Raw genomic sequence first — 19,451 nt, forward strand, 5'->3', positions numbered from 1 at the left:
ATTCTCTACTCTACTTTCTTCATTTCCTTCCAGGCCTGGTCCTGAAATACCGTACCAGGATTGAAACTAGCGTTATCGCTCATAATGAATGTGCTGCCATCGCCCCGGCTCCAGGCGTGATTATAGCCAGAGGCAAGCTCCATTGTACCAGTTTCATCCTGGTAGTTCTCAACTTCCCTAATGGTTTTAACAAAACTGGTATGCATGCGGTCTTGGGCACTTTGCCGTTGCTCCCAGCTTCTTAAATCCATATCCATTTCTTTTAATCTGGCTTCCCCTTTCCGGATAGTTGCTTCTCCGATGGCTTTTGTCTGGGCATCCATTAATTGCAGCTTTCCAATGTGCTCTATTTGCTTCTGCTGCCTTACGTTTGCCCAGAAATTATTCACTGTTTCATTCCACGAAGGATTAGTACGGAAACTTCCCATAATCACAGAAAACTGGCTAAGGGCTTGTTTGGCTTCTTCGGCAGGATAGGTGTAAACCATACGCTTGGTTACTTGCGTTGTATAACTTTTGCTGGTTGTGCCAGTGTATATATTGGGTATGGTATTTTCTAGTATGCTTACCCCCAACACAACCATGCCTTCTTTGCCATCCGGCCAACGGACAGTGGCATTAATAGCCGATTGATCAAACGCAATATTCGCGGAACCATATTGCATTAGTTCCCTTCTGGCTCTTTCATTAGACTGCTCCATTTCTTCCACCACCAATGGGTTAGATTCAACTTTTACTATTTGAGGGTTGCCTAACTCTTCCGGTCCAAATATATTTCTCAGGTAGTGTTCTGCATGTATAGGCTGTCCGATAGTACAATAAGGCGAACTGCTCTTATTGTTCTGATAAAACTGCATAAGTTCGGGATTGCTATTCCAGGTAAATAAAACGTCGGGTAATACCTGAAAGCGGTACTGGTTATCAGCAGATGTTGCCTCTAAAGCCCGGAAAGTACCTGCACAATCACTTCCTGGCAAATTCCAGATAATTTTACTTTCCTGCTTCCATCCTTTGGGCAGCAAAAGACTATAGGCTTCAGCAGGTTGGGAAAAAGCCGTTCTATCTACTATCCGGACTCTTTCAAAAAGTACATAATCATTGCCCTCTTTATAAGCCTGTGCACTAGCTATACTTGCCGGTGCATTATCTGCCGTGGAACTAGTTGCCGTATCTTTGGCTTGCTCCGGGGTACAACTAAACAGGCTTCCCAGCACAAGGAAAGAAAAGGAATAGATTTGGTAAGTTTGTTTCATAAAAGTAATAGATATCTATAATTATTGTATAGGAATGTGGCAGGATATTGAGCATGAAAGATGGCAGCTCTGCTGTTTTTTTACTTATGATCGAGCAATTGACTAACGGGTATTACTACATTCAAATTATTGCTTATTAATGAGTTATGCAAGCTATTTTCCTCTTTTTACTATTTTTGCATTCACCCTTTTACTCCTTCTCCTGCTTCTTGCAAATCTGTAAATTCAGCAGTGAAAATATCTGTATAGTTTCTGTATAATGCATTTGCTTTAGTAGGGCTTGGCAGCATTGACAGCATAATATTGGTAGGAAGTTTTACGATTTTTGTGTCTCCGAATAAGCATTTCGTCGAAAAGCAAACTACTGCCCTTCGTTTACCCTCACCCATAGGTAGACTATGTAAGAAAAATACATCATCTTTACGCCTCTTAACTTATATAGCAGAAAATCAACCATCTGAGAATACATACAAGCATCATCTAAAGCTATTTCCGATATAAATAAGAGTAAATTTGCTGCCTTCTAGCCTTTGCATAAAGAAGTTACCTATGTAATATTTCGTGTATACAGGTTGTATTCTTTACTAAGTAGCAATACCAAACCAGCTCAATGAGCATGTTTCATAAATAGTAAATTTGCAAGCCATCAACTTTTTTACCAACGTTTATAAGTTGAAGGTTTGCAAGGTACACGTATGGGTAATAACTACAGTATACACCCTTAATTTTCAAACTTTAACCAAACTAAAATTCGCTACATGAAAATTTAACAAAGTTCTCTCCCTTCTACGCTCGTTTTACGCTTGAGATTTCAGTAATGGCTTTGTACCCACTGAATTAATCTCTGTCTGTTCCTATTTGACATGGCGCAATACCTATCTTCAGAAGATATGTGTTGTGAATGTTTATTATGTATAATTTCTACTTCATTTTTAACTTATCTACCAACGTATGCAAAAAAAGTACAATAGTTTGTACAGGCATTTAGGAACCCTAACAGGTAACTGGCCGCTGATAGTATTTATCAGTTTTGCAATTGGTTTATTGTCGTATTCGTTTAATTATGCGCAGGAAGCAGGTTTTATCACCTGGACTGACGTAACGGACAAGCTAAACAATAAACCAGTGGCAGCGGTTGAGCCGGATATCCGCTCAACGGAATCAATAAATTTTAGTAATACTGTACACGGGCCTCCCCTAGCAAACGAAAGCAAAATCCATAGCAACACATTGATCGCATTTGACGATTGTACTTCTCCTTACAGTACATTGCCATGTGATCAAATTGCTGTGAATGTGCCTTTCCAACTTAACTTTGACGGAACAGAAGGTGGCTTAGCAGTAAATGACTCGACAAGTGGCAGCGGGTTTACAATGGCTTTACCCCACTCTGCTCCCCGCCTGACTGTTGATGAACCTGTAACGAATCAGCAGATAAACGGATACGAACTGAGTAAACTTGCTTTAAATAATGGCAGGTTAACCATTACCAGCTCTAAAGGGATTATGTTCAGAGATCCTATTGTGAGCCCTAATACCAACAGCCAGGTAAATGCCCTAGGTGTAGGGATTAATGGTTCACAAAGATTACGGATAAGCACTACCCTGACCAATCCATTCTCTTCTGTGGCTGCAGCCGACAATGGCTCTCAGCAAGCAGGTATCTGGTATGGCATTAACGATAATAACTATGTTAAGCTCGTTCTTGCTAAAGCAGGTGGCACCAATACACAAGCCAAAGTGCAATTAGTAGTTGAAAACTATGGGACAGCAACTACGTTGGCAACTACGCCTGCTGAAATTAACACGGCCAACTTTAACAGTACGGCGGGGCAACAAGTTACCTTAATACTTGAGATTGATCCACTCACTGGAACAGCAGCAGGTTATTATCAGATTGCCGGGGGAAGTAAAATTGTTGTTAGCCCAACTCCTACCTCTACTCTAAATTCGCTGGCTGTACCCAGCTTTATTCGAAATGGGGTAGATCATGATACGAATGCTTCAACAGAACCACTCACATTTGTAGGTTTGCATGCTACACACCGGAACTCAACTAACCCGGTGAATTTTTCATTTGAAAACTTTAGTATTGACAACTTTTCTACTCCTGTAAGTGTGCCTTTCCGTATAAACGCGGGTGGTTCGCAGCTCACAGCAGGTTCAAATGTATTTACTGCGGATGAATATTTTTCTCCGATACCTGGTGAAGTAAGCAACGCTACTTATTCCAATCCAGTTCTGTCTAATGGAGGACCAGAACCTCAGTTATATTATGACCGTCGCTTTGGAGCAAACATAAACTATAACATCCCTATAGTCAATGGCAATTACCAGGTAAAACTGCATATGGTCGAAAACTTTCAGACCAGTGCCGACAAACGCAAATTTGACGTAGATATAGAGGGCGTAAAAGTGATTGACGATATTGATCTGTTTGTGGATGGAGGTTATAGAGCGCCAATTATAAAAACATTTGATGTATCAGTTACCGATGGGCAACTGAATATTGCATTTGTAGCCTCTATAGACAAAGCAATCATTAATGCCATTGAAATCCTGCCTGCCCCTGTTGCTTCCAATCAGGCTCCTGTATTTGAAAATACTTTGTATACATTTACGAAAGAAGAAAATACAGCAATTGGCACAGAAGTAGGTACAATCTCTGCTACCGATGCAGACGGCCATACCCTTACATATAGTTTAACCGCAGGTAATCAAGCCGGTAAATTTGCCATCAATGCTAGTACAGGTCTTATAACATTGGCTAGCGCCTTAGACTATTCTACTGTTTCCGAGTATACTTTAACTGTTGAAGTTACAGATAATGGTACGCCTGCCTTATCAGCTACAACACAAGTAAGTATCAATGTAACAGAAGTATTACCAGAGAATCAGGCACCGGTAGTAGTTAATGCGATTACAAGCCAAACAACCACATCCGGTAGCTCTTTCAGCTTCTTAGTGCCTTCTAACACCTTCAGCGATGAAGACGGAGATGCGTTGACACTGACTGCTAGTTTAGCTGATGATTCCGTGCTGCCTGCCTGGCTTTCTTTCAATGGCACTACCTTCAGCGGTAACCCTCAAACAGCCGGCAACTACAGCATCAAGCTAACAGCCACCGATGGCAAAGCAACCGCAAGCACCCTGTTCAGCCTGACAGTAGAAGCTGCTGCTCCGGTCAACACAGCTCCTGTGTTTGCTAGTACAAGTTACAGCTTCAGCAAAGAGGAAACAGCGGCTGTTGGTTCCCTGATCGGCAGTGTATCAGCCACAGATGCAGATGGCCATAGTTTAGTTTACAGCATCACGGCAGGCAATCAGGCCGGTAAGTTTGCTATTGATGCTGGCAGTGGGGAAATTACCTTAGCGGCTGCATTAGACTATACTACAACAGCTGTCTACAGCCTGACAGTAACGGCCACTGACAACGGTACACCTGTGCAGTCCGCTTCTGCTCAACTTACCATCAATGTAACAGAAGTACTAGCTGTAAATCATACTCCGGTAGTAGCAAATGTACTGGAGAATAAAACAGCAACGGTAGGAACAATCTTCTCTTTTGCCATTCCGGCTAATACATTCAGTGATGAAGATGGTGATGAATTAACTTTAACCGCTAGCTTAGCCGATGATTCCAATCTGCCTGCATGGCTGCTATTTAATGGGAATACGCTAAGTGGTTTACCTACTGAGGTTGCTACGTACAGCATCAAAGTAGTGGCAACAGACGGAAAAGCTTCTGTTAGTACAGAATTTACATTAACGGTTAGTGCCGCCCCTATTGTTGCCTGTTTACCGATTAGTACCTTTCCTTGTAATCAGGTTGCCGTAAATATACCTTTCAGTCTGACCTTTAATGGTACCGAAGGTGGGTTAAGTGATAAAGAAGGGATTCAAACTGGTTTTACGATGGCAGATGCCTATACAGGCACCCGCCGGGTAGAAGACGGTACACCATCCTCACAAGTTAGAGGCTATGAACCTTCCAGACTGACCATTGCTAACAGCCGATTGAGCATACTATCTAATAAAGGGATTTCCATTGTTGGTAACAATAACCAGATAAATGCCTTAGGGGTAGCATTCAACGCCAGCCAGGGAAGATTTGTTATTGAAACTACCCTTATTAATCCTTACAAAGGAAGCAATGATGAGCAAGGAGGTTTATGGTATGGCCTCAACGATAAAACTTTCATCAGGCTTGCCATTAATAATAACCGGGTAGTGCTACGTAAAGAGCTAAATGACCTTTCTCCGATTACCTCTGATCTGAACGATCCAAGCAGACGGAATACAGCCTCAATAACTAATTTGAATTCCCAGACGGTCCGCCTGCGAATAGTAGTAGATCCAACAGCCAATACGGTAGAAGGTTTTTATTCCACGAATGGAACAACCTATATCAATGTTGGCGAAGGCTATCCTGTAAAAACCCTGGATATTGCGGATATGGGTATTACAGGAGCCAATGTACATGCCGGGGTATTCAATACACACCGCAATGCTACAACGCCCATTATCCATGTCTTCGATAACTTTACTATCAGACCGGAAGAAGCGCCAGTAAATACGGCTCCGGTATTTGCGAATGCCACTTATACATTTAGTAAGGAAGAAACAGCCGCTATTGGTGCAACTGTCGGTAGCGTATCGGCCACAGACGTAGATGGGCATGCGCTAGTATATAGCATCACGGCAGGCAATGCAGCCGGTAAATTTGCTATCAACCCAACTAGCGGCGAGATTACTTTAGCAGCCGCATTGGATTACAGCACAGCTTCCTCGTATAGCTTAACCCTACAAGCCACCGATAATGGCACCCCTGCCTTGTCGGCTACTGCCCAGGTTACTGTAAATGTGAGCAAGGTAAATAAAGCACCGGTTATTGTATCTGCGCCAGAGGCACAAACTATTACAGCCGGACAGCCATTTTCTTTCCAAACAGGCTCATTTTCTGACCCGGATGCCAGTGATGTACTAACCTATTCTGCTTCCTTGGCAGATAATAGTGTATTGCCAGCTTGGGTACAATTTAATGCTGCAACACAGGTATTCAGTGGTACTGCCCCTGTTACCCCCGGAAGCATTACCATTCGTGTAACAGCCACAGATCAGGCCCTTGCTTCTGTAAGCGCTACCTTTGCTATTACAATTGAGGCTGTTCAAGTAATACCTTGCTCGCCCATTAGCACTTTGCCTTGCGATCAGATCAATGTGCCTCTTCCCTATGTACTTAATTTTGATGGAAATGAAGGTGGGTTAACTGACAAAAATAATGCTCAACTGGGCTTTACCATGGTAGATGCCTATACAGGCACCCGTTTAGCTGTTGATGGTACAGCAAGCTCCGCCGTCATTGGTTATGAGCCCTCCAAACTAACACTAGCCAATGGCAGGTTAAGTATTCTGACAAACAAGGGCATTGCTTTCACGAATGCTACACAAGAAAACAATAATCAGCTGAATACCCTGGGTGTAGGTGTAATGGCCAATGGCAAGCTTACTCTGGAAACTACAGTGGTTAATCCTTTCAATGGTACAAGTTCTGAGCAGGGTGGACTTTGGTTTGGAATTAACGATAAAACATTTTTAAAACTGGTAGTGTCAGGTAACCGGGTAGAGTTACGCAAAGAATTGAACGATGTATCTAACACTGCCGGTGCTGAGTTAGCCAACCCCGATCAGCGGATTACGCTGGTAATTAACGGACTAAATACACAAACCGTCCGCCTGCGTATGGTGGTAGACCTGGTAGCCGGTACTGCAGAAGCTTTCTATTCTACTGATGGAATAACTTATGTGAATGCAGGTGCCCGGTATGCAACGTCTTCTCTCAACGTTGCTGATATGGCGTTGGCAGGCAAGCAGGTGTATACAGGTATTTTTGCTACGCACCGCAATGCTACTACGCCAGTTACGTTCACCTTCGATAACTTCTCTGTCACGTCTGACGGAGTGGCTGCCAAGGTATTAGCTTTCTCTCCTACTGCACTTGATTTCACGGTGTTACAGGGAGGTACAATCACTGCTAAGTCAGCGGTTCTTTCTGCCAGTGCAGGTACGCCAGTAGTTAGCCTTACTAAATCCACAGCCAGCTGGCTTACCTTGCCTGCTGCCGGATTAGGTACACTTACATTTGGTGCAGGTCAGATTAACTCTGCTATGGCACCCGGTATCTATGAAGCTACCGTTACTGCCAATGCAGAGGGGTATATGGCTGCTAACCTGACAATACGGTTAACGGTTACAAGTCCGGTTGCAGCTCAGGAGATAAAAGTAAATTTCCAGGACCCGGCTACTACACCACCCACAGGTTGGGTAAGTGATTATGGACAGCCATTCGGTGCAAGAATTGGAGCCAACCAAGGGAATGCATTGGAATATGGCTGGAAAGCCCGTTCTAATGGCAGTCCTCTGGATTTATCCGTAGGTGGAACTACGCCTGGTAATGGACGCAACCGGAATACTACTTTAAATCCGGATATTGATGTATTGCTGGCAACGTTGATGCACATGCAGGCAGATGATATTACCGGTACATTTAATGGTACAAAAGCTGAAGGATACTGGGAGATAAAAGTGGCCAATGGAGAATACAATGTAACCGTTACCGCAGGTGATGGAGAGCCTGGTACAGTTCCTGAAATTCATAGCCTGAATGTAGAAGGAGTAAGTGCCATCAGTGGTTTTGTGCCCGCTGGCACAGCAGGAACGTTAACCCGCTTCAGAACAGCTACTGTACGCGTAACTGTAACAGACGGGCTACTGACAATCAATGCAGATGGCGGAACAAATACCAAAATCAACTCTGCTATCATTACTCCGGTAAATGTATCTCCTTTCCTGCACTGGTCAGCGAATGAGCAAAGCCTGGTTATTGAAAGAGGAACCGCTGAGACCAATAAAACCTTTTCCTTAGATCTGGTTAACTCAACAGGAGAAGATAATGCAGTTATTTCGTTGACTGCTAATTATGGAGGCGGTGCAGCCAATTGGTTAAGCTTCAATGCAACGCATACCAGCAGTGAACCTAACGTAACCTTCGATTACACAGCTGCTAAAAACCTGCCTTTGGGCACTTATACAGTGTTAGTTACCGCAAGTGCTCAAGGATTTACCAGTGCCATTACCACCATTCAGATTACTGTGGTAGAGCCAGGTAGCATTCAGCCGTATGTAGTTTCGTCAACCCCTGCAAACGGAGCAACCAATGTGAGTGTGAATATTGCCAGCATTGCAGCCAACGACCTCTTTGTACCAGAAGTACCCGGATTTAAAGGTGGCGTGAACAACGAAACCTTAAACACGTCTACTGTTAAATTGCTGAAGATTAGCGGAAGCTCCACAACAGAGATTTTAGGTATTGTACAAGGAACAGGCGGCGGCGATGCCATTAGCTTCTCTCCAACCTTTGCCTTAGAACCAAATACAACTTATAAATTTGTTGTAACTGCCGGGGTGAAAGCGTACAGTGGTGCTTCTTTCTTGCCTTATGAAGCAACCTTTACTACCGGAGAGCTTACTACACCAGATGGCCCGACAGCTGTAGAGTTTGCTCCTAAACAAGTAATTCCAGGTACCATAGGAAAGAAATATACTTCTTTAACCTTCGGCCCGGATGGCAGATTCTATGCACTCCGGTTAGATGGTGTGATTGAGCGGTTTGTTGTAGACCGGGAAACAGGCATGCTTTCAGGCCAGACAGAAATCAGAACAGTGATCAACAAGTATGGCGCCCGTTCTGCGGTAGGTCTGGTATTCGATCCTGCTTCTACGCCTTCTAACCTAATTGCTTACGTTTCTCATTGTACCGCAGGACTTACCAATGCACCTGAGTTTGATGGCAATTTGTCAAGGCTTACAGGTGGCAATCTGGAAACTGAACAACTGGTATTAACCAAACTTCCCCGTTCAGCTAAAGATCACCTGGTAAATAATATTGTGTTCGGTCCGGATGGCGCCCTGTATTTCTGCCAGGGAAGCAATAGCTCGATGGGGGCCTATGATGGCACCTGGCAACGGGAAGAAAGTTTGTTAGCCGGCGCCGTATTACGCTTAGACCTGCAAAAACTAGCCGGACTTACCTTGCCTTTGGATGTACGGACAACAGCCAATCAGAGCCTGATCAATGCTGCGCCTGCTGCTAATATCCGGATGTCAGATGGCACCTATAATCCGTATGCAACTAACTCACCATTGACGATTTACGCATCTGGTGTACGGAATGCCTACGATCTGCTGTGGCACTCTAACGGACAGTTGTATGTACCAACCAACGGTTCTGCTGCAGGGGGTAATTCACCGGCCTCTGTTATGGGAACCCGCAGACCAGATGGTAGCTTCTACAATGGACCAGTAGTGCCTGCTACGACTAGTGTAAAAGTACAGAATGACTGGTTGTTCCGGGTAAATCCGTTTAAACCTGTTGGCTTTTTTGGGCATCCAAACCCCTTGCGTGGCGAATATGTAACCAACCGCGGGTATCTGGATAATCCAAAATATGCTACAACGCAAGGCCCGGATGCTAACTACCGGGGTGCTGCCTTCAACTTCGAGTTGAACAAATCACCCAACGGTGTGATTGAATACAAGAGCAATGCTTTTGGCGGTGCCTTAAAAGGCAGAATCCTGGTATGCCGTTTCAGTGGTGGTAGTGATATCATTATTCTGGAGCCGGGTTCTATGGAAAACCTTGCTTCTATCAACTCTGCGGACGACGATGATAAAATTTATGACATCGTAAAATTCCAGACTGGTTCAGGTACCAATGGCGTACCAGGGCTTTCCGGATTCACTAATCCGTTGGATATAACCGAAGATGTGCAGACTGGAAACCTGTATGTTATTGAGTACAACTGGAACAATACAGCCGGACAGACAGCACAACTAGTTCTGTTAAAAGCTACTACACCTTCTGCCCCAGTAGGCATAGCCAGTGTGAGCCCTGCCAAAATTGTGGATAATGATGTAGCTGGTGGCGAAGCCGGTAAAACTCACACCATTACGCTGGCTAATAAAGGCAATACTACTTTACTTGTAACAGGCATCACTTTAGCAGGAACAGATGTAAATCAATTCCAGTTACTAGGTGCACCTGCCGCAAGCACAGCCAGCCCGGTTTCTATTGCACCAAACAGTGCTATTACCTTTAATGTGGCTTTCAACCCTACTTCTGTAGGTGTTAAAACGGCCAAACTCTCTGTTACCAGTGTGAATAACACGGTGAAGGAAGTAGCCTTAAATGGATTAGGAACCATTGGCTTAAGCGGATCGAATGAGCCTTCTTTACAAGCGGTCTTAGATGTGCATGGCATTAATGTGAATGTGGGAGATGATAATAAGAGCACGAACATTATTCACAGCAATACCACCCAGCAAAAAGCCGCCTTGTTAGGAGAAGAAATTGCTGCACAGCGGTTCCAGCGGGCAGAAGATGGCCCGGTAACCATTCAGCCATTGTCTGTATTCGGGCCGACACATACCGGCGGTATCGTAACAGGTTTCGGCTGGTATGTTTCCGGCGATGCAAATGCGAAAAATGAACTCTTTACGGTAGCCAACAGCAGCTATCAGACAGTAGATGTACAAACAACTGGTAACCTTTCTTTTGATCCGGGTACGGCTTCGTTTGGTTTCTATTCTCGTTGGCCTTTCTTTAACAACCGTCATCTGTATAGTGAAGATGCCCTAAACACATTTGAAGGAACTATTCCTCATCATGTGCGGGTATATCCGCTGAAAAATACGGATGGTACCGTTGTAGAGAATGCGTATATAATAGCTACTGAAGAACATATCAGTGGATTCGATTACCAGGATGTGGTAGTAATAGCCTACAATGTGAAGCCTGTGGTAGTAAGAGAGCTTACCTTCTCTACTCCATCAATTGCATTCACTCACACCCCTGGCCTGCCTACAGCCACACAAACTGTAAGCTTATCGGCTAATACTGGCACGCCTGCCTTAACGCTGACAAAATCAGCCGGAAGCGATTGGTTGGTGTTACCTCAGCCTGCTTTAGGTGCCTTAACTTTTGGCATCAACGAAACAGGTTTGGCAACAGGCACTTATAGTGCTACGGTTACTGCAGCGGCTAGTGGCTATACCAGTGCAACCTTAACCGTTAGCTTAACAGTTAATGCTCCTGCCCCATTTGCTGTGATTAATGTAAGCAATAATGAACTTATTTTTGATGGAGTAAAAAGCACAACTATTACTAAGCGATTAACCATCACGAATACCGGCAATCAAATGCTGAACCTGGGCAATGTAACAATCAGTGGAACCAACGCCAGCAATTTTATACCGGATAACATTACGGTGGAAGGGGAACCTACCGGAAATGCAATTGGTCCTGATGAGACAAAAACCCTGCAGATATCCTTTGTACCCGGCAGCGCAGTTGCTACTTTCAATGCAGTATTGAATATACCAAGCGATGCATTGAATAGCCCAGCATTAAGCGTTGGCTTGTATGGCATGTCGTTGAATGGCTTTGAAGGAAACAATGAGCCGCCTTTACAAACGGTAGTAGATGTGTTGGGATATAAAATTAATGTAGGATGGACAACGTTAGCTGATGGAATTCAGGCAACACTAAAAGGAGAAGAAGTAGCTGTACAGCTCTTTGAAAAAGCAACTGAAGGGGTAGTAACTATTCTTCCGGTAGCCCGCTACTCTCCAAACCAGGAATTGCCTTTCGGGTTCTACACCAAGCAAAATGAGGCACCATTACGGACGGCTGTTGGAACACTTTCCGGTGTTTCAGGTCAACATCAAGCTCTGTTCCCGCAAATTGTAGCCGGTTCCGACCGTTTCGATCCACAAACAGGAGTATTTGGAATCTATGTACAAGGTCTGCAAAATAGATTATCGTATACAGAAGATCCATTGAATGCTGGTGGGCCTGCCCTGCATGCGGTACGTACCTATCCGTTGAAAGACCGTCAGGGAGTACTAGTACCTAACAGTTACCTGGTTTGTTTTGAAGATGCTTCTAATGGGGATTACCAGGATTATGTGTTCGTACTTCAAAATGTAATCCCGGCCGGAACACGTAAAGCTCTGGCTTTCAATCCAACTAGCTTGAACTTTAACGTGCCGCTGAATGGAACAACGGCAGCGAAAATAGCCACGTTGAGTGCAAGCAATGGTACGCCTGCTTCTGTCTCCTTAACTAAATCTGCTAACAGCAACTGGCTGATCTTGCCAGCAACTACCCTAGGCGATTTATCCTTTGGTGTAAATGTTAACGGATTAGCTGCCGGTGTGTATACGGCTACGGTTACAGCTGCTGCTGCCGGTTACACAAATGCAACCCTGACAGTGAACATGCGCATCGCTGATATAGGTGCTAATGCAACCAGAATAAACTTCCAGCTGGCTACTACAGCTACGCCTGCAGGTTATCTGGCAGATGCTGGTTTAGCCTACAGTGAAGCAAGAGGATATGGCTGGGTAAATCCAACAACCAAGGTGCCTAAGGACCATACGGCCAGTATGCGTGAACGTACCTCTGCCACGGTTGAAACCCGCCTGAGAACCTTAGCTTTAATGCAAAGTTCTACTAGCCCACAAACGCCAGGCAGCTGGGAAATGAAAGTTGCCCCTGGCCAGTACAATGTTACGGTAGGCGTAGGTGATCTGGATTTCTTCGACAGTAACCATACAATTAATGTAGAAGGAGTAGCGGCTATCACTAACTTTATCCCAACTGCGCAGAATCCATTCCGGACTGCTACAGTTACGGTAGAAGTTACCGATGGCATGCTTACCATTGACGCCAATGGTGGTACCAACACGAAGATCAACTTTGTGATTGTAGACCAGGCCACAGCCGAAGGTGATTTTATACCGCCAGTAGCTTCTGTGCAGTTTAAAGGTGCCTTGCAAACGCCAGGGATATACCGCAATAATGTGGTTGTCTCTGTAAATGCATCAGACGCTGGCGGATCAGAACTGGCCAACGTATTGTACAGCATTAATAACGGTCCGTTCACTGAGTACTACACGCCACTCCTGATCAATACTGCCGGAACATACAGCATCCGGGCCAGAGCAATTGATGGAAACGGCAATGAGTTTACGTCTGCTGCCACAGCTTTCAGTGTTGTAATACCAGAGTTGAACAACACAAGTATGCTGGTAGAAAATCTGGATAAATTCCCTGCCAATGACCGGCTGACTTTCTCGCTGATTCAGGAACCCTGGAGAAGAAGCAACGGCGATGGTACCTTTACGCCATACAACCGGAACCACGACCAGGTGAAAGTACGCATTAGCAACAAAGGAGCCGGTGTATTGAACATTAGCAACTTAGGGCTTACTAATACGGCCGCCTGGAAAATTACGCAGGTAAACAATGTGGTATTTGATGCAGCTACTATGCTTCCTCTTACTATTAACCCAGGTAGCTCGGTGGAAGTTGGTATTCAGTTCGTGGCTCAGTTTACATCCGGAAGAATCCGGATTCTGAACGATACCCTGCATATCGCATCTAATGATGACTTCTCCCCAAGAAAGAGCCTCGTATTGCATGGTATGTGGCAAGCCAGAGGCGAAGGTGGTAATGAGCCCTATGCCTCTGAAATTATCAGAGCCTTCGGTTTCAAAACGTCTACCGGATTTAACTCCAATGATGGCACCAATGCAGGTACCAGCCTGTTGCTCAACACAGATGAGATTCTTTCTTCCTTCTTTGTAAAAGCAGATGCTGGCAAACCTGTGTATGTTATTCAGATGGGGGCGTATCATGGGTGCTGCTCTTCTGTAGAAAGCTTCCAGTGGTATGCTAAAGGCTCTACGACCAATACAACCGTATTTGCGCATAACAGCCTGGATGGTCAATCATTGTTGCCAATGAGAAATGCATCTTCTACGTTGCTGGCAGACGGCACCTTTAACCCAACAGGCGCTTTTGGCTTCAAAGTAAGTGCTTCTTACTCTGACCGCACCAGAAACTCTGAAGGTAAAATCGGTGTACGTGTATGGAAAGCGATAGATCCGAATGGAAACATTATTCCGAATGCCTACATTATTGGGCACGATTACATTGGTACACCTGGTGTAACCAACTATGACTACCAGGATAATGTGTTCTACATAAGCAACGTTAAGCCTGAAGTTGGCGCCGCTAACTTCTCAGAATTAGCTGCTGCTCCTTCTGCGGTAGACTTCGGTTCCAAACAGATTGGTACAAACACTAACCGCACTATTGATCTGAAAAACCTAGGATTAACTTATGCCAATGGCAGCAGTGACCCGGCTATTACGATTAAGAGTGTAGAAATTGTTGGAGCGAACCTGAATGAGTTCACGGTAAGCACGCCTGCTTCCGTAAGTCTGGCGCCTCAGGCAACTACTACAGTTACGGTAGGTTTCAGACCGGGCAGCCGGGGTATCAAAAATGCAGCCTTGCTGGTATATTACAACAGTAGCCTTTCACCCTTACGCATACCGCTGTATGGCATTGCAGACGATAATTGCAGTGTAATTTCAGTCGCTAAGCGGATTAAGAGTGGAGCTGATGCCAATGTATCTATCAACGGAAAAGCATGGGAAGCAGACAGAACATACCGTCAAGGGTCTGTGCAGTTAGATAAGCCTGCGGCTACACCAATTGCTAGTACTGAAGATGATGTACTCTATCAGACGTACCTGTCTTCTACGACCAATTTGGCAGAAATTCGCTACCAGATTCCGGTAACCAATGGGAACTATATGGTTCGTATGCACTTTGTCGAAAACTTCTTTACTGTAGAAGGTTCCCGGGTGTTTAGCATCAATATAGAAAACCAGACACGGTTAACTAACCTCGACATATTCCGGGAAGTTGGATACAAAGTGGCATTGGTGAAAGATTTTGAAGTAGGTGTATCTGATGGAAGATTAGATATCCGTTTCAATCCAACAGCAAACCGTCTGGCTATTGCTGGTCTGGAGATCTTTACGACTGCTACTAATCCGAATGCTATTGCCTTAACCCAGCAATCGGTTACTGGCTCTGAATGTGGTGTAGCTAACGGTTCAATTACGTTAGGTGTAACCAACTCAACCGCTACTTCTCTGCTGTATAAAGTAGGACAAAACGGAACCTATCAGACTTCACCTGTATTTGCGAATCTGGCTTCTGGCTTGTATACCTTCTATGTAAAAGAGAATGTAACCGGTGGTTGCGAAACATCCAGTGTGTTTACTATCCCAGACCGCAACAATAATCTGGCATTTACAGTGAATGCGCCGTTGTTGTCTTGCAATGCCTTAACAGGATCAGCTACCGTAACTAACATCACCGGCGGGTCAGGCAATTACACCATCACCTGGAATACTCTTCCGGTACAGACTGGTGCTACAGCCAACAACTTAGCTGAAGGGGTGTATACAGTAACTGTAACAGATGCTACAGGTTGCAGCAAATCTCAGGAAGTAACTGTGGGCCGTCAAACAGATTGCCAGGTTGCTACATTACGTATCAATGCAGGTGGTCCGCAAGTTTCGCTGCCAAGTGGCGTAAGCTTCTCTGCCGACCAGTATTTCAACAATACGTATACGTATCAGAACCTGAATCTGGGAGATATTGCTAATACGACAGATGATGTACTGTATAGAACAGAACGTGGTTCTAACACCGACATGGGTACCTTTGCTTACAATATTCCAGTAAGAAATGGCAATCATAAAGTGGTACTGCATTTCGCTGAAATCTATTTCGTAGGAGCCAACGATGCCGGCAAACGGGTATTTGATGTGAGAATGGAAGGACAAACCCGGTTAAGCAACTACGACATTGTAGCAGATGGAGGCGCCATGGCAGCTATCACCAAATCGCTAGATGTATCAGTAACCGATGGCACGCTTACCATTGAGTTTGCAGGCAAAGTTAACCGTCCGAAAGTATCGGCTATCGAGGTAATCTCCTCATTCCCGGTTACTAACAATGCGCCGGTATTAGCAACGATTGATAACAAGACCGTAATGGTAGGCCAAACACTGAGCTTTACAGCAACTGCAACCGATGCAGATGCTAGTCAGACGAAGACCTATTCGTTGGTTGGTGCTCCACAAGGGGCTACCATCAATGCAACCACGGGTGCTTTCTCCTGGACACCTGCCCAGACTGGCAGCTTCAGCTTCACCGTGAAGGTGACTGACAATGGTACCCCTGCCCTATCAGATGAAGAGCAGATTACAGTCTTAGTAAGTGCAGTGGGTGCGAATGCCATCCGGATTAATGCCGGTGGAGCCGCCTTTATGGCCTCAGGTAACCGTCAGTTTATTGCAGATACCTATTTCAGTGGAACAACGCGTACCTTCTCTCTAGCTAGTGGAGATATTCTCAACACGACAGATGATGTGTTATACCACAGCGAACGTTCAGATGCGGCATTTAGCTATAACATTCCGGTGAGCAATGGCACATACAATGTAGTGCTGCACTTTGCAGAGATATGGTATGGAGCCCCAGGTGGTGGAGCAGGAGGAAGTGGCAAACGCTTATTCCATGTGGATATGGAAGGTAGCCGGAAGCTAACCAACTACGACATCTACGCAGCTGCCGGTGGTGCCATGAGACCAGTACAGTCAACCTGGCCGGTAACCGTAGCTGATGGAACGTTGAATATTAACTTCCTGACAGGTGCGGCCAATATGCCAAAAGTATCAGCTATCGAGGTTATCCCGGTGAGTATCGTAAACCAGGCACCAGTGTTAGCAACGATTGGTAATAAAACTGTAACAGTAGGCCAAACACTGAGCTTTACAGCAACTGCAACCGATGCAGATGCTAGTCAGACGAAGACCTATTCGTTGGTTGGTGCTCCACAAGGGGCTACCATCAATGCAACCACGGGTGCTTTCTCCTGGACACCTGCCCAGACTGGCAGCTTCAGCTTCACCGTGAAGGTGACTGACAATGGTACCCCTGCCCTATCAGATGAAGAGCAAATTACAGTCTTAGTAAGTGCAGTGGGTGCGAATGCCATCCGGATTAATGCCGGAGGTACTACGCAGACAGTGAATGGTACTACCTGGGCTGGTTGTGTGTTTGGCAACTGTAACAATTATGTAAGCGGAGGCTTCCCATATACACCAAATTCATTACCAGTTATTAGTGGTGTCCCATCAGATATGAACCAGAGCATCTTCCACAGTGAATGGACCGGAGGTGCAACAGGTACGGGTGCAGTAGCTGTGGGTGCAGTAGCCTTTACATACAATGTACCGGTAACCAATGGCAATTACTTAGTACGCCTGCATTTTGTAGAATTAAATAAGAATGGCCAGAATCTGCGGGTATTTGATGTGAATCTGGAAGGTGGTACGAAGGAATTGGTGAACTTCGACATCTTTAAAGAAGCCGGTGGCATGCTGAAAGCAATTGTACGGGAGTTCCCGGTTACGATTACTGACAGAAATGTTACCATCCAGTTTATCCGTCAGATTGAAAACGCCAAAGTAAGTGCCATTGAAATAATCCCTGTTTCTAGTGTAAACACCCGGATTACCTCAGAGGTGAATGCTGCACAAAGTTTATCTGCTCTGTCACTCAACATCCATCCTAACCCGAACATTGGGGATAAAGTATATGTAGAGTTAACAGGCATGCAGATGGATGAACAGGTATTGCTTACCCTTACAGACCTCAATGGACGAGTGATTCAGTCTATGTCTGCAACTGCGGATGAATATGGTGCCCTGAAAACAGGTATGAATTTGCAACAGCATATTCAATCAGGCTTCTATATCCTTCAGGCAACTACCGATTCAGGCGCAAGCATCTACAAACGGATAGTTATTCAGAAGTAAGTAAGCTAAATCATATTCGTTACTTTGTTAACTTAAAAGAGCTGCATTTTGTGCAGCTCTTTTTTTATATACTCTTCTCCATTACTAGTATGGTCCGGTGTTCATCTTTCATAAAGGGAAAATCTAGCCTAAAAGCTTCTTTCCTGGTGAAGCCCATTTTCTCATAAAACCCTCTGGCAGGGCTGCTATCCATAGCTTTTAGCCAGACAAAACGTTTGTTCCATTCCGCAGCTACTTGGCAAACGAATTCTATAGCTGCCTTGCCTATTCCTTTCCCAGAAACCTGTTTGAGCAGGTAAATTCTTTCCAGCTCCAGACACGCTGTTGCCGGGTAGGGAGCTAGCGGCTTTTCATTGTTGATCTTCAAAAAGCCCACCGGTTCACTTTCTAGCTGCACCAGGTAAAAATAACTTTTCTCAGCTTGCAGTTCTCTGGCAAGCGTTTCCGGTGTAAAGTTACGGGCAATATAATTTTCTCCTTTATCCGTCCATAAATAGGTATAATGTTCCCGGTACGATTGTATAGCCACTCTCAGAATGGTGGGTATTTCATTCTCCGTACATACTTGTAGTTGTAAACTTGGCACTTGCATAACAGGGTTGTTTACTGTTTACAAGCATAATAGGTTTTGCCAGCATTCTCATGTAAATAAGCAATGCAACAGAAGATGTATTGCTTATTTACATGGGAGTACTTATTAAATAGAAATCCTTCCGGTGAGATACGGCCGCCTATACCTCAACTTCTTTTTTCTTGCCGGGCATTCTTTCTAGCTGGCACAAATTATCGGAGTGAATGTTGAAGGCCAGATTCATCAGATTGTAGTAGTGCTCTGTAGATACAATCCAGGCAATCTCTACCAGTTCCCGGTCTGAAAAATAATGCTGGGCTCTGCCAAACGTAGCATCTGATACTTTCTTTTCCAGGGTTAATTCCTGGGCAAAAAGCAGGGCAGCCCGATCGGCATCGCTGTACAACGGGCTAGTCATCAGTTCATCCAGGTGATAAAACTTCTCCGTATTCTGGTGGGCTTTAAGGGCAAATGCAATTCCAATATCCATGCAAAAGCTGCAGGTATTAATCTGTGCTACGTGGTGCCGGATTAACAAAACCAGTTCTCTTTTCAGAACCATTTTCTTCTCCAGCCGGCTTATCTTATTAGAAAACAGACTGAAGCCTAAAGGTAGTCGGGCATACGCGATCTTCAGCGGACTGAGCACTTTACCAAACAGGTATTTGGAGAAGGCATACATCAGTTTCATAAGCCCTGCAGGCTGTTCAATAGGTGTTAAACGGGTTTCCATAGGTTTTAAAAGTTTTTACCCCTATGAGGGCAAAAGCCGTTGGATGTGACAAAAAATAAAAACTATTTTTCGTCTTCCACAACGA

4 protein-coding genes are annotated in these 19,451 nt (G+C 44.8%); 1 reads left to right on the forward strand and 3 read right to left on the reverse strand.

All coding sequences use genetic code 11. The annotated features are described in order from the left end of the window. Nucleotides 1–5: 5 nt before the first annotated feature. A complete protein-coding gene (locus tag Q0590_RS19170) occupies nucleotides 6–1,253 on the reverse strand; it encodes a hypothetical protein (RefSeq protein WP_302039205.1) in 1,248 nt (415 codons plus the stop codon). A 951-nt stretch (nucleotides 1,254–2,204) separates the two neighbouring features. Here Q0590_RS19170 and Q0590_RS19175 point away from each other — a divergent pair. Continuing rightward, on the forward strand, nucleotides 2,205–18,062 hold the full coding sequence (locus Q0590_RS19175) for a malectin domain-containing carbohydrate-binding protein (protein WP_302039206.1): 15,858 nt from the start codon (nucleotides 2,205–2,207) through the stop codon (nucleotides 18,060–18,062). A 64-nt stretch (nucleotides 18,063–18,126) separates the two neighbouring features. Here the strand turns inward: Q0590_RS19175 and Q0590_RS19180 are convergent, their stop codons facing one another. Further along, nucleotides 18,127–18,654, reverse strand: a complete 528-nt coding sequence (locus Q0590_RS19180; RefSeq protein WP_302039207.1) for a GNAT family N-acetyltransferase — start codon at nucleotides 18,652–18,654, stop codon at nucleotides 18,127–18,129. 139 nt (nucleotides 18,655–18,793) lie between these two features. Continuing rightward, complete coding sequence (locus Q0590_RS19185) at nucleotides 18,794–19,366, reverse strand: carboxymuconolactone decarboxylase family protein (RefSeq protein WP_302039208.1); 573 nt, start codon at nucleotides 19,364–19,366, stop codon at nucleotides 18,794–18,796. Between the last annotated feature and the right edge of the window lie 85 nt (nucleotides 19,367–19,451).

It is taken from the genome of Rhodocytophaga aerolata (assembly GCF_030503435.1).
GTDB classification, from domain to species: domain Bacteria; phylum Bacteroidota; class Bacteroidia; order Cytophagales; family 172606-1; genus Rhodocytophaga; species Rhodocytophaga aerolata.